Genomic DNA, 18939 nt, shown 5'->3' on the forward strand with positions numbered 1-18939 from the left:
GAAGACCTTCTTTACAACATCTGCGAATGGAGTATGCTGCAGAGTTTGGAAGCGATTGAGCCCATCGTTCGATTGAACCTGAGACCCGATCTAAGGCTGCAAAAAATGATTGAAACCCACCTCATTGCCATCGCTCAAAATTCCGATTTACACTCCACGATGCTCAAGGAGCTGAGGGCTCTTAACGCAAAAAACCAGCGAAAAATTATTAAGCTCAGAGACCGATACGAAACTCTTTTTCGTAAGGTTATCGCTGATTGTGTGAAGGAAAAGCTCTTTCGGGATGTGAATGTTAAAATCACTACCTTAGCTCTTTTGGGAATGATGAATTGGCTTGTCCATTGGTATGCGGCGAATGGGCGGATGAAAAGCGAAGAGATCGCCAGGTTATTTTCCGACCTATTCCTGAGAGGACCCCGGAAGGAGAGTAGAAATCTGAGATCCAAGCAGATCGAACCGGCTGATCGTTCCCGTCCATGAGAGCAGCCAGGAAGGCATACACCGTACCCGGAAAGGAGGGAAAAATGAACCGGATCGGTTATGCAACGCCGGAGGAAATTCACCGGCAGTTCAAATGGGAGGAATTCTCCCGACAATATTTGGACTGGAATCCGGCGGAAAGGCTGAATATTGCCCACGAAGTCATCGATCGCCATGCCCGAGATCCCAAAAAGGTAGCCCTCTTCTGCATCTCGCGCGAAGGCCAAGAGGAGAAATTCACCTACCGGGAGATGAGAAACCTGACTTCCCAGTTCGCCAATGTCTTGAAGGGGCTGGGGATCAAAAAGGGCGATGCCGTTGCCCGTTTACTTCCCAGAATCCCGGAAGCGTACATCACCTTATTTGGAACCTGGAAAGCGGGAGCCATTGATGTCCCGCTGTATACCGCTTTTGGCCCGGAGGCCATCGATTACCGGTTGGGGGATAGCGGGGCCAAGCTGATTGTCACAGATCCCGAAAACCGGGATAAAGTGGGGGGGACGGAAAAAAGCCTGGCGGATGTGCCAGTGATGGTCGTATCCAGAGATCGAAGTTCGGGGATGCGTAGCGGGGATTTGAGTTTCTGGTCGGAGATGGACAAAGCCAGCAAGGAATTTGCAATCGTAGAAACCTCGGCAGAGGATATTGCGATCCTGCAATATACCTCGGGCACTACCGGTTTGCCCAAGGGAACAGCGATTCCCCATAAAGGGATCATCACCGTGCTTCCTTATCCAAAGTACATGCTCGATGTGAGAGACGAGGACATGTTCTGGGGATATGCAGATCCGGCCTGGGTTTACGGTTCACTCACTGTGGGAAGCACCCTCCTATGCCTCGGTCATTCGCTGCTGGTCGATGAAGGCCGGTTGGAAGCCCAGCGCTGGTATGAGATCTTGGAAAGATGGAAAGTTACCAATTTTTCAGCCGCCCCGACGACTTACCGCACCATTCTGGCGGCGGGGGAAGACCTGCCCAAGCGCTATCGGTTGAAAGTAAAACGCCTCACCAGCGGGGGGGAATTCCTGAATGCCGAAGCCATGCTCTGGTTTGAAAGAAACTTGGGAGTGCCTATCGCCGACCAATATGGAATCACCGAGGTGGGCATGCTCCTGGGGAATTACCCAGGCACAAAGCCGAAACCCGGTTCAATGGGCAAACCCTTCCCCGGCTTCGAGATCGTCCTCATGGACGAAGAAGGCAACGAGGTCGCTCCCAACCAGACAGGCTTGATTGCGGCCAAGAAAAACTCATACTTTCTGAGCACCAACTACTGGAAGCAACCAGAGAAGTGGAAGGAGTGTTTCATTAAAGAGGAATGGTTCAATACCGGCGACCTGGCTGCAAAGGATGAAGAGGGCTATTTCTTTTTCAAAGGGAGAGCGGATGACCTCATGTCCCTCTCCGGCTATCGGGTGGGCCCAGCGGAGGTGGAAGATTCGTTGATGGAGCATCTTGCAGTTTCGGAAGCAGCGGTCGTGGGCAAGCCGGACCCCGTCCGAGGAGAGATCATCAAAGCCTTTATCGTGCTCAAGTCTGGATTCAAGCCTTCGCATAGTTTAGCAAAGGAGATCCAGGAGAGCGTGAAGCAGAGATTATCAAAACATTCCTTCCCCCGAGAGATCGAATTTTTGCCGGAACTGCCTAAGACTGCCAGCGGAAAGATTATGAGGAGGGAACTGCGGAAGAGGTTCTAAGGGCATTCCTGAGAGCAATTTAACAGGAGAAGAGGAAAGCGCGATGGCCTTATTGAAAACCATCGGATTGACCAAGGACTTTGGGGCCCTGCGGGTGCTGGATCATGTCGATCTGGAGGTTCGAGAGGGAAGTCTGCACTCTGTGGTGGGTCCCAATGGCGCCGGCAAGACCACCTTATTTAACCTTATCTCTGGTTTTATCAAGCCCAGCGAGGGCAGGGTAGAGTTTAAGGGAAAAGATATTTCCCATCTGCCCCCCCATCAGATGGCTCACTTGGGTATCAGGCGGTCTTTCCAGGTCATCACCCTTTTCCTGGAGTTGACCGCCCTGGAAAATGTCCGGTTGGCCATCCAAGCAGAAGGGAAGGAGAGATTCAGCTTTTTTAAAAAGGCCTCGGACCTCCAGGGGCTCGTGGTTCAATCCTATGAGATTTTGCGCACGCTGGGGTTGGCCCAGAAAGCCGAACATAAGGCTTGCGAGCTTTCCCACGGCGAACAGCGGCTCCTGGATATCGGTGTGGCGATGGCCAGCGAGAGCAATCTCTTGCTGTTGGACGAACCCACCAGCGGGCTGGTCTACGATGAAATCCCCATGATGGGCGAGACCATAAAGAAGCTCACCCCAAAGCACACTGTGGTGCTCATCGAACATCGCGTGGACATGGTTCTATCCATTTCGGATTCTATTACGGTCTTGGATTTCGGCCGGGTCATTGCCCAGGGCCCTCCGGATATAATCCGGAACAGCGAAGAGGTGAGCAGAGCTTATTTGGGGGTACGATGATGCTGCAATTGGATCAGATCCATGCCTATTATGGTAAAAGTCATATCCTCCACGGAGTCAGCCTCGAGGTGAATAAAGGAGAGTTGGTTACCCTCCTGGGCCGAAATGGCGCCGGTAAGACGACGACCCTGAAAAGCATCATGGGTTTGATGTTGGTCCGTTCTGGCTCTATCCGGTATAAGGGAGAAAATATCCTCGGGAGGGAAACTCATCAAATTTTTCGTCGAGGCCTGGGATACGTTCCCCAGGGTCGCCGCATTTTCAGCAGCCTCAGCGTGGCGGAAAACCTTAGATTGCCTTCCCTTCGCCAGGATGGGGAGAAGATAGAATGGGTATTGAATATTTTCCCACCCCTCAGGGAAAGGCTGAATAATAGGGGTAATGAGTTGAGCGGGGGCGAACAGCAGATGCTGGCGATCGCCAGGGTTTTAGTCAGCGGGGCAGAGTTGATCCTCCTCGATGAACCCTCTGAAGGATTGGCACCCCTTTTGGTAGGTGCCATCATGGATACAATCCGGGAGTTGAAAAAATCCGGACTGACCATGCTTTTGGTGGAAGCCAACCTGACCATGGCGTCTAATTTGGGGGACCGCCATTACGTGATGGCCCACGGTCTGGTATCTCGTGAAGCCAGCTCTCAGGAAATATTGGAAGATGTTGAATTGCACAGGAAATACTTCAAACTCTAACGAAAGATCGCAATTCTTAATGGGGGGGAAAGGAGGTGAGTAGGGGGGATTAAGGAAAGGATCAAGGCTTAGCAGAAGAAGGGTTGAACGGATTGGCTGAACTTATGGAAATTTTTTTAAGGAGGTGGCTTATGAAAAGTGGAATGATGAAAATTGGCCTTCCGAGTTTTATCCTAATGCTGTTGTTTTTAGCTGCGGGATTGGTTTTCTACCCGGCCGCCCAAGCTGCGGAGAAGGAGTTTGTTTGGGCCATCGTGGATGACTACAGCGGCCCCTATGCGGCAACTTGCGATGAAGGTCACAAGGCCACAGTTCTGTTCCTGGAAGAGCACAATAATAAAATGGGGCCTTATACCGTTAAGCTGGTCACCCGGGATACGGAGCTCAAGCCGGCTGTCGGGGTGCGCCGCCTGCAAGAAGTGATTGACGAGGCCAAGCCGCTAATCGTTTCCTCTGGAAATAGCAGCGCGGTGCAACTGGCCATGGCCGACATCATCGGCAAAACAAAGGGGCCGATCTTCTGGACCGATGGCTGGGATACCCGCCTCACCGGTGCTCAGGGTAACCGCTACACCTTCAGATGGGCCAGCCCCAACTACACCATTGCCCGAGCTTCGCTCTCCAAGTTTTTAGACAAGTTCCCGGGGATCAAAAAGGTCATTCAGATCCAGCTCGACTATGCCTGGGGCTATGACATGGCGGAGAATGTAGAAGCTGTTTTAAAAGAGAGAGGCATCAAGCTCCTTAAAACCCAATATGTCCCGGTAACGGCCACGGACGCCAGTGTATTTATGACCGAAGCCAAGGGATCCGGAGCTGATGCTTACATCATTGGACTCTACGGGAAACTTTTCGGTATCGGTCTGAGGCAAGCCCATGAGTTCGGCCTGAAGAAGGTGATGAAGGTTTTTTCCACTACGGGTACTCTAAACATGCTCCGGGGGGTAGGGTCCGATGCCCTGGAAGGGATGCATTTAGGCGACCACTGGAACCATGCCATGCCTAATCAGTGGACGAAGATCTTTGTGGAGAAGTATCGAAAGAGATGGGACATCATCCCTGGCGATTATGCCGCGGCCAAGTATCTGGAGTGCCAGCTTATGGAGAGGGTGATAAAACAGACGGGCAGCGCTGACCCCAAAGTGCTCATCCCTGCCCTCGAGAAGATTGGTGAATTCGATGGACCTTGCGGAAAAGAGAGGCTGGCTGGCTGGTATCATCAGATCGAACACGACTTCTTATTGCTAAGAGGCAAGGCCCCGTCAGAGAAGAAGTATGAAGAGGATTACGTAGAAGTCATCGGCGGGGGCAAGATCTATCCCAGGCAAGGGGAGAAAGGGTTTGAGTTCGATCGGACTAAAGATCCCTTGTAATCTCTCGGCGCTCATCGATAGGGGGCGGGCCTTGAGCTCGTCACCCCTATCCTCTTGAAGGATTAAACGTGAAACTGGGCTTTAGCCTTTGATGAAATCGGGGCGAAAATAAAATGGTAAATATCGATGCTATTTTAGCTCAGGTCTTCAACGGCATCCAGTTTGGGGTGCTGATTGCCCTTCTGGCTACCGGGCTGTCCCTCATCTTCGGGATGCTGGGCATCATAAACTTTGCTCACGGCTCCCTCTACATGTTAGGGGCCTATTTGGTGTGGAGTTGTGTCCAGGTGCTGCCCATTCCAGGAAACTTCTGGCTGGGTCTGGTCATCACTCTTCCTTTAATGGCCATCGTGGGATTGATGATAGAAAGATTTCTCTTGCACTCGATGTATGGTCAGCCCGTGGTCTACCAAATTCTGATCACCTTTGGCCTCCTGCTGGTGATCCAGCAGGGGGTCGCCTTAATTTATGGCACCGTACCTCTTCCGTTAGGGATGCCTCCCTCCTTCGAAGGAGAGATCAACCTGGGCCTGTTTCGCTATCCCGTTTATCGCCTATTTACTATGATCCTCGGCTTGGCCATAATCTTCGGCGTATGGTTTTTCATAGAACGCAGTGCTTTGGGAGCCATCATTCGGGCCAGTGCTGAAGATCCCGAGACCGCCAGGACCCTGGGCATCAACACTCGTAAGGTGTACACCTGGACTTTTGCTCTGGGTTCTGCCCTGGCTGGACTTGGCGGAGGGCTTCACGCTCCCCTGATCGGCGGCTTGCAGCATTCCATCGGTACAGAGATCTTACTCATTTGCTTTATCGTGGTCGTGATTGGCGGTATGGGTAGCATCCGCGGAGTTTTATTGGGAGGCATTCTCTTGGGCGTCGTCCGGGGTATCGCTGGCGTTTTCTGGGCCCCAGCTTCGGACTTTGTGATGTTCGCCGCCATGGGTATCATCTTGATGCTTCGGCCTCAAGGATTGCTCGGAAGGGGGGTGGCTCGATGAAGGCAGGAGAGGGACGGCCGGGGAAAGGTTTTTCAACCGAGCTTTTTCCGGTTTTTTTAATGGCTGCTATCCTGGTCCCTGTTTATTTTGTCCTTCCTTCCAGGATGATGGCTGCCGAAATCCTGATCATGGCCATACCTACCTTGGCCTTTATCCTGCTGCTTGGATATACAGGATTGCTCAACTTCGGAACGGGCAGCCTTTTTGCCGTTGGGGCTTATACTGCCGGCATCCTCTTGGCCCGTCATAACGTGCATATTCTTCTGGCGATTATAGCCGGAGTAGCGATGAGCGGAATCATCTCCATCGTCATGGGCTACTTCTGTATTAAACGGGGTGGACTCATCTTTGCCCTACTTACCCTGGCCTTCAACCAGTTGGTCTGGTTCATTATCTGGCAGTGGAAGAGCTTCACCGGGGGACCAGATGGGATTTGGGGAATCAAACGAGAGATTTTAGAGCTGGGAGTTTTTTCCATTAACTTAAAACCAACCTTCAATTTTTATATCTTTGTTCTCATCCTCTTCCTTCTACTCTTCCTCTTTGTCCGGCGGCTGATCGAATCACCCTTCGGCAAAGTCCTCATGGGAATGCGGGAAAGTGAGCTTCGCGCCACAGCCATCGGTTATAATCCAGAGACTTATAAGTGGATTGCCTTCATCATTGGGGGCCTGATCTGCGGTTTAGGAGGAACGCTCTTTGCCCTTCATCAAGAATATGTGGGGGAGCATCTCGCTACCTGGCACACATCGGGGGAATTTGTGATCATGGCCCTTCTGGGGGGCACCTTTGTCCTCCCTGGGGCCTTGATCGGTTCTGGGGTATTCATCTTCTTGGCGGATTTTTTGAATAAATTCACGGTCCTGTCCAAAGCAGGGGCTTGGCTATTAGTCTTGGGGGTCATTTTTATCGTGGTCGTGATGTTCTTAAGAGGAGGAATCTACGGAGGTGCGGAAAAGGTCTACCAATCGCTCAAAAAGAAGTGATGCCATCCCCCTTTGGCCATTGAAGGAGGTGTTCCATGGAATACCAATATCTCCTCTACCGAATTGAAGACCGGATCGCCTGGATTACCCTTAATCGGCCCGAAAAATTGAATGCCCTTAATCGGCCCCTTTGGAAGGAACTGCAAAAGGCACTGGAGGAGGCGGATGCCGCCGATGAGGTTTCGGTCCTGGCTCTGACCGGAAACGGAAGGGCTTTCTGCGCCGGAGATGACATCGGCGAGCTCACCCGCTTGCAAGACCCAAAGGACGCTGAGGACCTTTTCTTGGATTGCATCTACGGCCTAGTAAATAGCATTTTCCGCCTCCAAAAGCCACTCCTTTCCGCAGTCAATGGCCTGGCCTATGGCGGCGGCTGCGAATTGGTCCTACTGACGGACATTGCTGTGGCCTCGGAAAGCGCCCGGTTTGCCCAGCCCGAAGCCCGCATCGGAGCCTGGCCTCCTATCTTCGCTGTTTTCGGGCCGCCCATGGTAGGAATCAAGGCCACCCAAGAACTCCTGCTAGCCGCAGAGCCGATCAGCTCCCAGCGAGCTTTAGAGATAGGGCTCATCAATCGGGTGGTTCCACAGGATCAATTGCAAGAGTCCACCGTGGAGATCGCCCGCAAGATCATGAAATCCTCCCCCGCTTCTTTGCGCATCATTAAAGAAACGGTCAACCAAGTGCTGGGACGACACCTCTACGATTTTCGGATCACCTGCCAGCGGTTCTTACATGAGGTCGCCAAGACAGAGGATTTTCTGGAAGGGGCCAAGGCTTTCATGGAGAAACGGAATCCCCTCTTCAAGGGACGTTAAATCTGGAAAGATCAAGCTGAATCAAACCCAGGGGCCACAATTATGATGGATATTTTTTCTCTCCAGGGGAAAAAGGCATTCGTCTCCGGGGCCAGCCGGGGCTTAGGCCGGGAGATGGCCTTGACCCTGGCTGAAGCGGGGGCTGATGTTGCCCTAGCGGCTCGAAACCTGGAGGGCCTGAATGAGACCGCCGCCTGGATCGAAAAGATGGGTCGAAAGGCTCTGGTCTGCCCCATGGACATATCCAAACTGGATGAAATTGAAAAGGCCGTAAACGATGCGGTCAAGGCCTTCGGTCTCATCGACATCCTGATCAACAACTCCGGGATTGCCGGAGACACACCGGTGGCCGAGATGACTCCAGAAAAATGGGACCGGGTGATGGATGTGAACTTGAAGGGACACGTCTTCTGCACCCAAGCGGTCGGCCGCCATATGATTGCCAACCGATATGGAAAGATCATCAACATTGCTTCCATCGCCGGCATCATCGGGGTCATCTACAGTAGCCCCTACTGTGTAGCCAAGGCAGGGTTGATCCTGTTCACCAAGACGCTGGCCCTGGAGTGGGCCCGGTACAACATTCAGGTCAACGCCCTCTGTCCCGGATATTTTTTGACAGATCTGAACCGGGATTTTTTCCAGACACCAGCCGGTCAGAAGGTCATCAGCAAGATCCCCATGCGTCGCCTGGCAGAGGTGAAGGAGATTCGGGGAGCCACGCTGCTTTTGGCCTCCGACGCCTCCAGTTTCATGACGGGATCGGTGGTAGTGGTCGATGGTGGGCACATTGTCGGATAGCCATTTCACATTAGCAAAAAATAAGATGGTAATCTGAGATAAATGGAGGAGAAATAAGATGGCATTAAAGACGTCGGATGAATATGTGGAACGGTTGAAAAAGATGAAACCCAATTTGTACGCCTATGGGAAGCAGATTAGGAGAGATGATCCGATGCTTGAGAAGCCAATCAATGTACTTAGGCTTACATTTGATTTGGCTCAAGATCCCGCATATAAGGATCTCATGGTAACCCAATCTCATCTCACGGGTGAGCCTATAAACCGCTTTACTTCTCTAAACCTCAGCATTGAGGATCTCTATAAACAACAGGAGATGAAACGAAGTCTATGCCACAAAGTAGGGGGGTGTATCCAGCGGTGTATGGCGACAGATACCCTCAATGCCATGGGAGTCGTCACCAAGGAGATTGACGATGCCAAAGGGACACAATATCATGACCACTTTCTTAAATTTCTAAAATACTACCAAACCAACGATCTTGTGGGAAGTGCATCCCAGACAGACCCAAAAGGTGACCGGAAGGCGAGGCCCCATCAGCAAAAAGATCCCGATCTTTACCTCCATATTGTTAAGAAAGATAAGAAAGGCATCATTGTTAGGGGAGCAAAGAATCATATTACCATGGGGCCCTATGTGGATGAACATCTTGTCATTCCTACGCGTGCCCTTACGGAAAAGGAAAGCGATTGGGCCGTGTCGTTTGCCATCCCAGCAGATACGGATGGCATTAAGTTGATCTCCCGAATTACCAGCCCCCGTCCACGCATAAATCTCCAAGCTCCCTATAATGATTACGGAGTGGCTGAATCCTTTTTGATTTTTGATGACCTATTTGTTCCGTGGGAAAGGGTATTCATGTGCGGAGAATGGGAGTTTGCTGGTTCCATGGCCCTCACATTTGCCGGCTTTCATCGCCATTCTTATTGCGGCTGCAAACCAGCTCTTACTGATATCATAATGGGTGCAACAGCCCTGGTGGCTGAATACAATGGTGTAGGTAATGCGCCTCATATCCAGGATGAGTTGACCGAACTGATGATCATCGGTGAGCTGGTTTATGCTTCGGGGATTGCGGCAGCGGCCAGGGCAGAAAAAACATCTTCGGGAATCTTTCGGCCTAAATTTCTTTATTCAAATACCGGCAGATACTTGGCTGGTATTAATGTTTACCATGAATACGAAATTCTGGTATCCATTGCTGGCGGGCTTCCTTCTACCCTTCCCCCGGAGGAAGATTGGCTTAATCCGGAGACCCGCCCCTATTTGGAAAAGTACATTAGACGAAATCCGGAGGTCTCTCCAGAGAAACTCCATCGGCTTTATCGTTTTATTTCGGATTTTACATGCTCAGCCAGCTGTGGTTGGGCTCAGCATGCTGGAATCCATGGAGGTGGATCCCCCGTGATGGAGAAAATTGGGATCAGGTCAACATATGACCTGGAATCAAAGAAGGAGGTTGTGAAATATCTGGCAGGAATTAAGGATTAGGATCTGTTGCCAAATTATGGGTTGGATAAATTTTCTTTATTCCCGCCAACCCAAGAACCCTTATGGAAAAGTCCTCAAGCGGGAGTTGCGGGAAAAATACTGGGCGGGCGAAGCCAGGAGAGTAAGATAAGAGAAATCATCCTCCTCCCTTTTTCAGGGAAATGTCAACGGCCAGCTTTTCTCCCAGGCGATTGAGTTTCTCCAGGAGGTCTGAGGGAGAGACTTCCACCGGGACTTGCAGAAGAATCTTCATGGTGAAGATCGGGGTACCGCTTTCGGGAGAAGGGGTGATTCTTGTGTGCATGTCGGTAATGTTTATTCTGTGATCTGCAAGTAGCCGGGAAACATGGTAAACGATACCCATGCGGTCCAAGCCCGTGGTGGAAAGTTCATAGATCTCTGTGATTCCCTTCAATTTGGGCATCCCCTCCGTTTCCTCTACAGGCGTAAGGAAAATAGAAAGATGTTTTTCCCACTCCAGCCGTTTGCATCCGGTGGAAAGTCGAAATTGAAATTCCTCGCCAGTTCCCGATAGTAGAATGAGGAGAGCGAATTGTTCCCCGAGTAGGGTCATACGGGAATCTTCCAGGTTTCCGCCGCATTCGTAAATCAGCCCAGCCACGTCAGCCACGATACCCGGCCTATCCTTGCCAATGGCCGAGAGAGCATAATACCGCTTCATAAATCCTCCCATAAAAGAGAAAAAATTTACCACAGAGCACGCCGAGAGCGCAGAGATAACATATCAAAAATTAAAAATCAAATATCAAAATTACAAACAAAATTAAAAGACGGAGTCTGGATTCCCGCCGGCGCGGGAATGACCCAACGAATAAACGACAAGACATTATTTTCAAAGAGCTAACCTCTTACAAATATTTTTTTATTTGCACTGTCATTTTGCATTTTGTTTTTTGGATTTTGATTTTAAGGTTTCTCGGCGGCCTCTGCGCTCTCCGCGGTGAAAGATTTATTGAAAAATGTTTTTAAGTTGCCCCAGAGCTTTAAGTACGCTTCGCGAGCTTCGTCTGTTGATACGGCTTGGAATCGCAATTTGTCCCCGGGAGCACATTGGGCAATCAGCGGCATGTCGGCTTGGATCAGGGTGGCAATGATCGGGTATCCGCCGATGGTCTGTCGGTCTGCCAGGAGGATGATCGGTTGGCCGTCGGGGGGAACTTGAACCGTGCCATTGGCCAGCCCGCAGGTGATCAATTCCCCAGACTTCTTCCTTTTAATGGGCTCTCCTCGCAGACGGTACCCCATGCGGTCGGATGGCGGGGTAACCGTGTATTCGGTGGAGAAAAAAACCTTTATTCCTTCTTCAGAGAAGAAGTCTGCAAATGGACCGGGGACGACGCGGAGCGTGGGGTTCTTTTGGTAAGGGGGTCGGTTTTTTTCCGGGAAAACCCTGCCGGCAAGATTGCGCAATGCCCCTGCCAGAGGGGGAACGGGCAGGTGGTCCTGGGATTTTAAAGCCCGCCCCTCCAAGCCGCCGAAGTGGCCCAGAAGGTAAGTAGAGCGGGATCCCATGAGGGGTGGAACGCCGATCCCCCCCCCAACCGCCAGATAGGCGCGAACCCCTTTCTTTTTCCCACCGAAGCTCAAAGTTGACCCCGAAGGGGCGAAATGACAAGTCCAGTTCGGTATTGACTCTCCCTTAAGCTGGGGATCCAAGTCGGCACCCGTAATGGCCAAGATCGTTTCCTGGTGGAATTTTAACGTAGGACCGAGAAGGGTCATTTCCAGTCCGGCGGCTCCTTCCGCGTTCCCAACCAGGAAGTTAGCAGCGGACAGAGCAAAATTATCCATGGCCCCGGCAACGCCTACCCCGTACCCTTGGTAGCCCCATCGTCCATTATCCTGGACTGTGGTGAAAAGACCGGCTTTGATGACTTCGATCATAATAAAAAGGGGGCAAGGATTCAAGGGTTCATGGGTTCAAGTGAAAACCAAATTCCAGAACTTTTGGTGCGTCTTATTCTATATTTTGATATCTTAAAAACTCCGCTTCGCTAATGGGGTAGAAACGGGCATAATCTCCAGCCTGGAAATAAGCAGGGGGATGGCGATTCAGGTCAAAGAGGGTAAGAGGTGTCCGGCCGATTAATTGCCATCCCCCGGGCGATTCCACAGCATAGATTCCCGTTTGTATTCCTCCAATTCCCACAGAGCCAGCAGGGACTTTGGTCCGGGGGGTTTGCAGGCGAGGGGTCTGGATCTTTGAGGGAACCGTACCCATGGCCGCGAATCCCGCGGAAAAACCGACTACGTAAACCAGGTAAGTTTCTCTGGCATGGAGTTGAACTACCTCTTCTGTGGTGATTTGATTATGCCGGGCAACGAACTCGATATCAGGACCGTACGGCCCCCCATAAACCACCGGTACTTCTTTGACCTCGGAACTGGTTTTCGTCTCCCAGAGGTCGCTGCCCAGAAGGTTGCGAGCCCAGGATTCGACCTGGGAGAAAGAAAGCAGAAAGGGATCGTAATAGATCAGCAATGTGCAATAGGAGGGAACCAATTCCCCAATCCCAGGGATTCTGTTTTGATTGGCATTATGAGTGAATGCTTGGACCAGGCGGTTGGTTGTTGGAGTAATCTCCACCCCGAATTCAACGAGAATGGCCTGGTCTCCTGCGGGTAGAATTCTGGGCTTTTCTGACATCCTCTCACTGCCCCATGGGTTTGACGGCAATCGAGGTTTTCTGAAGCTCTCCCCTGATTTTTTGCAAGATGGAGACGGCGCTGGGTGTGTCCCCATGGACGCATAAAGACTCGGGTTTTACCTTAACTTTGGTGCCATCGTGGGCGATCACGTAACCTTCTTGAACAATCGTCAGGGCCTGACGAGCTGCTTTTTCCGGATCATGGATGACGGACCCGGCGATTTTACGCGACTGTAAAGTCCCATCGGGATTATACACCCGGTCCGCATAAACCTCTTCCACGAACCGCACTCCTACCTCTTGGGCCGCTTGGACCATCACCGTCCCGGCCAGGGCCACAAAAATGATCTCCTGGCTGAAGCGTGCTGCCGCCCGAGCGATGGTTTTAGAAACTTCCAGGTCCACAAAGGCCACGTTCCCCAAGGCTCCGTGGGCCTTGACGTGCTGCAGCGGCAAACCATGGGCTCGAGCGAAGGCATAGAGGGCGCCCATCTGGTATAAGAGATAATTTTCGATCTCGGTTAGAGTAAGATCCATGCGCCTCCGCCCAAACCCCATTAGGTCCGGGTAACCCGGATGGGCCCCCACCGCTACTCCTTTCTCTTTGGCCAGGCGGACTGTCTGCTCCATAACCATCGGATCTCCAGCATGCCAGCCGCAGGCAATGTTGGCCGAGGAGATGTAGTCCATGACTTCTTTATCCCGGCCCAATTTGTAGACGCCGAAACTTTCCCCCATATCACAGTTGATATCAATTCGATCGGGCAAGGTCTCCTCCTTTTTTATTATTGGCCACAGAGCACACAGAGAGGTCAGAGAAAGTTAAAAATCAAAATAGGTGTAAAAACAATTTTTGCTTTTATCTTACCTCGGTGTTCTCTGTGCCCTCTGTGGCGAAAAAGTTTTTATTCGTTCGGGCCACAAAGGTAGCAGGCTACCCAGTGGTTGGGCTCGATCTCCTTGAACTGGGGGACTTCCTGGTCACAAAGCTCAAACCTATGGGGGCAACGGGTGTGGAAGTTGCAACCCGAGGGCGGATGGATGGGACTGGGCACCTCTCCTTGCAGGAGGATCCTTTTGCGTTCGAGGGTGGGGTCAGGAATGGGATTTGCCGAGAGCAAAGCCTGGGTATAGGGGTGCTTTGGGCTGCGGTAGAGGTCCTCACTTTTAGCCAGCTCGGCGATCCGGCCCAGGTGCATGACGGCCACCCGGTCGCTGATGTGTTCCACCACGTGGAGATCATGAGCGATGAACAGATAGGTCAGGTGAAATTCCTCTTGCAGATCTTCCAACAAGTTCAGAACTTGAGCCTGGATGGAAACATCCAGGGCGGATACGGGCTCATCGGCGATGATCAACTTGGGGTTCAAGGCCAGGGCCCTGGCGATGCCGATGCGTTGCCGCTGGCCCCCGCTGAATTCATGAGGATAACGGTTGATGTGCTCCGGCCTCAGTCCCACGACTTCCATCAACTTTAAGACCCGTTCCGCCCGTTCTTTCTTGGTGCCGATATTGTGGATGATTAGAGGTTCCCCGATGATCGAGCCCACGGTTTTCCGGGGGTTCAAAGAAGAATAGGGATCCTGGAAGATGATCTGCATCTGCCGCCGGAGCTGGCGCAGGCGCTCGGAGCTGTAACGGAGGATGTCGTCCCCCTCGAAAAAAATCTGCCCCTCAGTGGGCTCCTCCAGCCGAAGGATCAGCCTGCCCAGCGTTGATTTCCCGCAGCCGGATTCTCCGACCAGGCCCAGCGTTTCTCCCCGGTGGATGGTTAGGTTCACTCCCACCACAGCCTGGACGAAAATTTTCTCTCGCGAGAAAAAATGGGTGTGTACCGGAAAGAATTTTTTTAGATTTTTGACTTCAACGAGGTTGCCGTTTTCACTCATTGGAAAAGAATCCACTCATCACATATTTTGGGACACAGCTGAACACAGATTTTTTAAAAAATGTGCAAAAGAGTCTAAGGAATTTACACGAGTATAGTTTTTTTATCTGTGAAAATCTGTGTCCTAATTGAATTTTCGTTCATGCAACCAGCAACGCACGAAATGCCCCCGATCACCTTCGATCAGCTGGGGTTCTTCCTCACACCGATCGAAGACATATTTGCAGCGATTAGAAAACTTGCACCCTGGGGGAAGATCCAGGAGCGAAGGGACTAAACCCGGGATCGCTTCCAGCCTTTGTTTCCGGCCGTGGTGTTCATCCAGCCGGGGGATCGATTGCAGCAAACCCTGGGTGTAAGGATGTTTCGGGCGGGCAAACAGGGGTCGAACTTCGGTGTATTCAACGATCCGTCCGGCATACATCACGGCTACTTTCCTGGCGGTTTCGGCAATGACTCCCAGATTGTGGGTGATCAGAATGACGGACATTCCTTTCTCTTTCTGCAGGCGATTGATGAGTTCCAAAATCTGGGCCTGAATGGTCACATCCAACGCCGTAGTGGGCTCATCGGCGATCATCAGCTTGGGGCTGCAGGCCAGGGCCATGGCGATCATCGCCCGCTGGCGCATACCCCCGCTCAACTGGTGGGGGTATTCCGTCACCCGGCGCTCGGGAGAGGGGATGCCGACCAGCTTGAGCATCTCGATCGAGCGATTCCAGGCTTCCTTCCGGGACAGCCCTTCATGCAGCCGCAGCACTTCGGAGATCTGATCCCCGATCTGAAAAACCGGATTCAGAGAGGTCATAGGTTCCTGGAAGATCATGGAAATAGAACGGCCGCGGATCTTCCGCATCTCGGCTTCAGAAAGAGTAAGCAGGTTGTTTCCGCTGAAGAAAATTTCCCCGTTGACAATCCTTCCCGGAGGGTCCGGGACGAGGCGCATGATGGAGAGCGCCGTGACGCTTTTGCCGCAACCGGATTCCCCCACTACACCCAGGGTTCCTCCTTCTTCCAGCTCTAAGTCCACTCCATCAACAGCTTTGGCCACCCCTTCATCCGTGAAGAAGTAGGTATTCAGGTTGCGAATCTTTAATAAAGTATTGTTTTCACGGCCCATAAAATTTCCTGTTTCAGTAAAAGACCCGGAGGCGTCGGACGAAAAGGCAAAAATTAAAGATAAAATACCTTAGCTTTTGGTTTTTGTCAAATAATGAATAGAATTTGAATAGAATTTCTTCATTGTATGGCCGATAGATCAGCCTTGCCGCCTGCCCTTGATTTTTGGGTTTAAGAAATCGTTTAGCCAATCTCCCACCAAACTGAGACTTAAAACAATGCTAAAAATTGCCAACCCCGGAAAGGTCACGGTCCACCAGGCTTGCCGTATATATATTCTCGATGAACCGATCATGTACCCCCAGCTCATGACGTTAGGGTCTCCCAGGCCTAAAAAACTCAGCCCAGCCTCAAAAAGAATGGCAATGCCCACGGCCAAAGAAGCATTCACGATCATGGGGGGTAGGGCATTCGGAAGGATTTCCCGCCAAATGATGTGCATATTATTGGCGCCCAGGGCTTTGGAGGCGGCGACAAAATCCCGCGGTAACCTGCCAGTGCCCCAAAAAGGATGCCGACGGTCATCATTACCGCGGCAGCCATGATGCCCACGAAGAAGGAAGTCTTGGCCCCGTGGATGATTCCGGCCAGAACATCCCTTCCCAAATAATCTGTGCCCAAAGGAAAACCACCCCCCGGGGGGAGAAACCGTTTCCCCACCATCTAATACTAATTTGACGTCAAACATAGAGTATTTATCCAATCGAAACAGGTCATTGAACGAACCATTTCGGGGTGATGGAACAGGGTGTTGATGGTTGCGCAAAGAAGATCCACAACCTCATTAAGGGAGTTAAACGTCTTGTTGCCAAAGGCGTCTCTCAAATAGTCCCAGATGTGCTCCACCGGGTTAAGTTCCGGGCTGTAAGGCAACAGGGGGATGAGGACCATGTTTTTCGGAACGCGGAGAGCATGGGCCCGGTGCCATCCAGCGCCGTCAAACAGCATAATGCATAAATCGTCCGAGAACTCTTGGGCCGTATGGGATAAGAAAATGGACATTACTTCGGAGTCAACCCACGGCATGACCAAAGAGGCGAGTCGACCGTCCTTAGGGCTTACGGCAGTCATCACGTAAACATACTCCCGAACTACTTGATGACCTACCACGGGACGGCTGGGCAGAGGAGCCCAACAACGCCTCCGGTCGTTAATGCGACCAAACCGGCCCTCGTCTTGAAACAAAAGCCTCACCGGCCTACTCGAAGCCAAGGGACCTATCGCTTCTTGGATGAGGGCCGGAAGTTTTTTTTAAATTCCTCTTGGGCTTGCGGATCGGCTTTCACGTGCCGCGGCCGAGGGCCAAGCTTCCGCCATTGGTGCCGCCGCAAGAGGCGATAGACGTACGCCAAAGAAACTTCCGCTCCGGCCACCTGGCAGATCTCCGGAAGCATCTGTTTCACCGTGATCCATTCGCCCTCCAAGGCCCTCTTTTCAAATGACCCCAGCAAGGCTCCTTCTTGCAACCACGAGAGCAACGACCAGCGCCGCCCCCCTCGACCTTGGCGCAAAAGCCCTTCTGGTCCCTCCTGGTTATATTGGCTCACCCACAGCCAAACGGCCTGCTTCGAGATCCCAAGCATCCTGGCCACCTCATGCGCAGGAAAGGGACCGATTTTCGTCAGCCAGATGGCCAGGCGCTTCTGGTATGCTTGCCGATCTGCTGCTTCCCGAATCCATGCCAATAACTCTTCTTCTGACAACCATGGCTCAATCTGGGCAGGTCCTCGCATCTTCTCACCTCCTGCCCCAATACTACCATTACTCTATGTTTGATGTCAAATTAGTATTACTACATTCTGTCCCCGCCAATGCTCGTTTCCCTAACAAAAGAAATAGCAAGTCTGCTTGGGCTTAGAATCTATTTCATCACCGAATTTAAGGCCAGAGGGGCATAGGGATGGAAGAATTAAACCTCTTAGAAACAGGGGGCAACGGGCTTCAGGGTCACTTTTTCCTTCCGGGCCATCTTGATCAATTCCACCAAATTATTAACCAGGGCTCGATGCAGCCGTTCCCCTTTCTCGACTGTCGAAAGCGTCGGGTCTCCGATGACTCCGCTGGGCTCTGTGGCCTTGCGAAACCCCTCCAGGGTGGAAGGCGTAAAGGCACGATCTGCTATGACGTATGGGTCCATGACATGAAATTTTTTCTTCTTGGGCAAGTTCTTCACGGCTTTCTTGATGTCCACCAACTCCGGAAAGATGTGCATCATGTGCGACGTCTCCAACTCTTCAGCGTGGCCGATCCCTCCAGGGGGCGACTCGCGAATTTCTCTGGCGGTCGTTTCGGCGAGGAAAAAGGGGTCGGCAATGGTAACGTAGGCCCCGGTTTCGTTGCGAATGCGCGAGCAGGCGATCTCCAAGGGAGGGAGGTTGGCTTTGCGATGGCCGTTAATGACGATCAGCCGTTTGAACCCATGAAAGATCAGGCTGCGCAAGACTTCATAAAGCAACCGGCTCAAGGTTTCGGGCACAAGAGAAATCGTCCCTGGATAAGCCATGTGGTGGGGGGACCAGCCATACCAGCAGGGAGGAGCTACGATGGTCTTGGTAGCGCGGGCTGCATCCTCCGCCAACCGAATGGCCACCAGGGCGTCGTTCCCGAGCGGCAGATGAAGGCCGTGTTGTTCCGTCGAGCCGAAAGGAAGGATAATGACGCTGTCTTTCTTTAAATAGGCCTTGACTTCCGTCCAGGTCCATTCGTAGAGGTACAGCTTTTCCATGATTTTCTTCTCCATTCCATTCTTTAGCTTCGCTCGACGAATTCCACGATGTTTCCATCCGGATCTTTAACCATGGCAACGCGCACTCCCGGGCGAACTTCCTTTTCCGGTAAAGCAAACTCAATCCCTTTCCCTTTGAGTTCCGCGCAGAGTTCCGAAAGATTTTTGATGACGAAAGTTACGTAGCGAAATCCCAGTTGCTTTTCCAGCCCGATAGCCCCTGGCGGGGGAACGGTTTTGGGCTCGATCAATTTGAAATCGCTGGTGCCGAAGCGCAGTCGGTGCATGGTTCCAAACCATACGGGGGTGATCCCCACAAATTCCAGCCCTAAAATATTCTGATAGAAATTAAGGCTGGCTTTGATATCGCTGACGACAATTCCCAGGTCCAAGGAATCTTTGGCCGGCTTCATCATT

20 protein-coding genes and 1 pseudogene are annotated in these 18939 nt (G+C 51.9%); 10 read left to right on the forward strand and 11 right to left on the reverse strand.

Annotated elements, in window-relative coordinates; all coding sequences use genetic code 11:
• The 10 genes from Q7V48_04720 to Q7V48_04765 all read left to right on the forward strand — a co-directional run.
• The coding region (locus Q7V48_04720) for a TetR/AcrR family transcriptional regulator C-terminal domain-containing protein (GenBank protein ID MDO9210037.1) at positions 1-480 on the forward strand (480 nt) is incomplete at its 5' end.
• A gap of 44 nt (positions 481-524) precedes the next feature.
• On the forward strand, positions 525-2177 hold the full coding sequence (locus Q7V48_04725) for an AMP-binding protein (GenBank protein ID MDO9210038.1): 1653 nt from the start codon (positions 525-527) through the stop codon (positions 2175-2177).
• A gap of 43 nt (positions 2178-2220) precedes the next feature.
• Positions 2221-2961 (forward strand): ABC transporter ATP-binding protein, encoded by a 741-nt coding sequence (locus Q7V48_04730; protein ID MDO9210039.1) that lies wholly within the window; start codon positions 2221-2223, stop codon positions 2959-2961.
• Positions 2958-3650, forward strand: a complete 693-nt coding sequence (locus tag Q7V48_04735; GenBank protein ID MDO9210040.1) for an ABC transporter ATP-binding protein — start codon at positions 2958-2960, stop codon at positions 3648-3650. Before Q7V48_04730 ends, Q7V48_04735 begins: the two co-directional genes overlap by 4 nt.
• Before the next feature lie 131 nt (positions 3651-3781).
• The gene (locus Q7V48_04740) at positions 3782-5023 is read left to right on the forward strand and encodes an ABC transporter substrate-binding protein (GenBank protein MDO9210041.1); all 1242 of its coding nucleotides are present in this window, start codon (positions 3782-3784) and stop codon (positions 5021-5023) included.
• A gap of 113 nt (positions 5024-5136) precedes the next feature.
• On the forward strand, positions 5137-6024 hold the full coding sequence (locus Q7V48_04745) for a branched-chain amino acid ABC transporter permease (protein MDO9210042.1): 888 nt from the start codon (positions 5137-5139) through the stop codon (positions 6022-6024).
• Positions 6021-7010 (forward strand): branched-chain amino acid ABC transporter permease, encoded by a 990-nt coding sequence (locus tag Q7V48_04750; GenBank protein ID MDO9210043.1) that lies wholly within the window; start codon positions 6021-6023, stop codon positions 7008-7010. The genes Q7V48_04745 and Q7V48_04750 overlap by 4 nt, the downstream gene beginning before the upstream one ends.
• A gap of 35 nt (positions 7011-7045) precedes the next feature.
• Positions 7046-7828, forward strand: a complete 783-nt coding sequence (locus Q7V48_04755) for an enoyl-CoA hydratase/isomerase family protein (GenBank protein ID MDO9210044.1) — start codon at positions 7046-7048, stop codon at positions 7826-7828.
• A 42-nt stretch (positions 7829-7870) separates the two neighbouring features.
• Positions 7871-8629 (forward strand): glucose 1-dehydrogenase, encoded by a 759-nt coding sequence (locus tag Q7V48_04760; GenBank protein MDO9210045.1) that lies wholly within the window; start codon positions 7871-7873, stop codon positions 8627-8629.
• Positions 8630-8687: 58 nt separating this feature from the next.
• Entirely contained in the window at positions 8688-10121 is a 1434-nt protein-coding gene (locus Q7V48_04765; GenBank protein MDO9210046.1) for a 4-hydroxyphenylacetate 3-hydroxylase N-terminal domain-containing protein, read from the forward strand.
• Positions 10122-10257: 136 nt separating this feature from the next.
• Here Q7V48_04765 and Q7V48_04770 read toward each other — a convergent pair whose 3' ends face one another.
• From Q7V48_04770 to Q7V48_04820, 11 genes and pseudogenes are all read right to left on the reverse strand, one after another.
• Positions 10258-10803, reverse strand: a complete 546-nt coding sequence (locus tag Q7V48_04770) for an ACT domain-containing protein (GenBank protein ID MDO9210047.1) — start codon at positions 10801-10803, stop codon at positions 10258-10260.
• 245 nt (positions 10804-11048) lie between these two features.
• Positions 11049-12050, reverse strand: a complete 1002-nt coding sequence (locus tag Q7V48_04775) for a biotin-dependent carboxyltransferase family protein (protein MDO9210048.1) — start codon at positions 12048-12050, stop codon at positions 11049-11051.
• A gap of 49 nt (positions 12051-12099) precedes the next feature.
• Positions 12100-12789, reverse strand: a complete 690-nt coding sequence (gene pxpB / locus Q7V48_04780) for a 5-oxoprolinase subunit PxpB (protein ID MDO9210049.1) — start codon at positions 12787-12789, stop codon at positions 12100-12102.
• A gap of 4 nt (positions 12790-12793) precedes the next feature.
• Positions 12794-13558 carry a 5-oxoprolinase subunit PxpA gene (locus tag Q7V48_04785; protein ID MDO9210050.1) on the reverse strand — a complete coding sequence of 255 codons (765 nt, stop codon included), beginning with the start codon at positions 13556-13558 and terminating at the stop codon, positions 12794-12796.
• Positions 13559-13695: 137 nt separating this feature from the next.
• Positions 13696-14679: a dipeptide ABC transporter ATP-binding protein gene (locus tag Q7V48_04790; protein ID MDO9210051.1), complete on the reverse strand. Its 984-nt coding sequence runs from the start codon at positions 14677-14679 to the stop codon at positions 13696-13698.
• A 123-nt stretch (positions 14680-14802) separates the two neighbouring features.
• Entirely contained in the window at positions 14803-15798 is a 996-nt protein-coding gene (locus tag Q7V48_04795) for an ABC transporter ATP-binding protein (protein MDO9210052.1), read from the reverse strand.
• Between the two features lie 138 nt (positions 15799-15936).
• Positions 15937-16460: pseudogene (locus tag Q7V48_04800) on the reverse strand (ABC transporter permease).
• A gap of 6 nt (positions 16461-16466) precedes the next feature.
• Positions 16467-17009 carry an IS630 family transposase gene (locus Q7V48_04805; protein MDO9210053.1) on the reverse strand — a complete coding sequence of 181 codons (543 nt, stop codon included), beginning with the start codon at positions 17007-17009 and terminating at the stop codon, positions 16467-16469.
• Between the two features lie 5 nt (positions 17010-17014).
• Positions 17015-17530, reverse strand: a complete 516-nt coding sequence (locus tag Q7V48_04810; protein MDO9210054.1) for a winged helix-turn-helix domain-containing protein — start codon at positions 17528-17530, stop codon at positions 17015-17017.
• A gap of 185 nt (positions 17531-17715) precedes the next feature.
• On the reverse strand, positions 17716-18522 hold the full coding sequence (locus tag Q7V48_04815; GenBank protein ID MDO9210055.1) for a creatininase family protein: 807 nt from the start codon (positions 18520-18522) through the stop codon (positions 17716-17718).
• A gap of 23 nt (positions 18523-18545) precedes the next feature.
• Positions 18546-18939, reverse strand: a 394-nt coding sequence (locus Q7V48_04820) for a VOC family protein (GenBank protein MDO9210056.1), incomplete at its 5' end; no start/stop codon positions are given.

Source organism: Deltaproteobacteria bacterium (genome assembly GCA_030654105.1).
GTDB lineage: Bacteria > Desulfobacterota > SM23-61 > SM23-61 > SM23-61 > JAHJQK01.

What these genes read in the sequence shown, in the direction of transcription:
- Q7V48_04725 (MDO9210038.1), top strand. Translation starts at nt 525, where the DNA reads ATGAACCGGATCGGTTATGCAACGCCGGAGGAAATTCACCGGCAGTTC.
- Q7V48_04730 (MDO9210039.1), top strand. Translation starts at nt 2,221, where the DNA reads ATGGCCTTATTGAAAACCATCGGATTGACCAAGGACTTTGGGGCCCTG.
- Q7V48_04735 (MDO9210040.1), top strand. Translation starts at nt 2,958, where the DNA reads ATGATGCTGCAATTGGATCAGATCCATGCCTATTATGGTAAAAGTCAT.
- Q7V48_04740 (MDO9210041.1), top strand. Translation starts at nt 3,782, where the DNA reads ATGAAAAGTGGAATGATGAAAATTGGCCTTCCGAGTTTTATCCTAATG.
- Q7V48_04745 (MDO9210042.1), top strand. Translation starts at nt 5,137, where the DNA reads ATGGTAAATATCGATGCTATTTTAGCTCAGGTCTTCAACGGCATCCAG.
- Q7V48_04750 (MDO9210043.1), top strand. Translation starts at nt 6,021, where the DNA reads ATGAAGGCAGGAGAGGGACGGCCGGGGAAAGGTTTTTCAACCGAGCTT.
- Q7V48_04755 (MDO9210044.1), top strand. Translation starts at nt 7,046, where the DNA reads ATGGAATACCAATATCTCCTCTACCGAATTGAAGACCGGATCGCCTGG.
- Q7V48_04760 (MDO9210045.1), top strand. Translation starts at nt 7,871, where the DNA reads ATGATGGATATTTTTTCTCTCCAGGGGAAAAAGGCATTCGTCTCCGGG.
- Q7V48_04765 (MDO9210046.1), top strand. Translation starts at nt 8,688, where the DNA reads ATGGCATTAAAGACGTCGGATGAATATGTGGAACGGTTGAAAAAGATG.
- Q7V48_04770 (MDO9210047.1), bottom strand. Translation starts at nt 10,803, where the DNA reads ATGAAGCGGTATTATGCTCTCTCGGCCATTGGCAAGGATAGGCCGGGT.
- pxpB (MDO9210049.1), bottom strand. Translation starts at nt 12,789, where the DNA reads ATGTCAGAAAAGCCCAGAATTCTACCCGCAGGAGACCAGGCCATTCTC.
- Q7V48_04790 (MDO9210051.1), bottom strand. Translation starts at nt 14,679, where the DNA reads ATGAGTGAAAACGGCAACCTCGTTGAAGTCAAAAATCTAAAAAAATTC.
- Q7V48_04795 (MDO9210052.1), bottom strand. Translation starts at nt 15,798, where the DNA reads ATGGGCCGTGAAAACAATACTTTATTAAAGATTCGCAACCTGAATACC.
- Q7V48_04810 (MDO9210054.1), bottom strand. Translation starts at nt 17,530, where the DNA reads ATGCGAGGACCTGCCCAGATTGAGCCATGGTTGTCAGAAGAAGAGTTA.
- Q7V48_04815 (MDO9210055.1), bottom strand. Translation starts at nt 18,522, where the DNA reads ATGGAAAAGCTGTACCTCTACGAATGGACCTGGACGGAAGTCAAGGCC.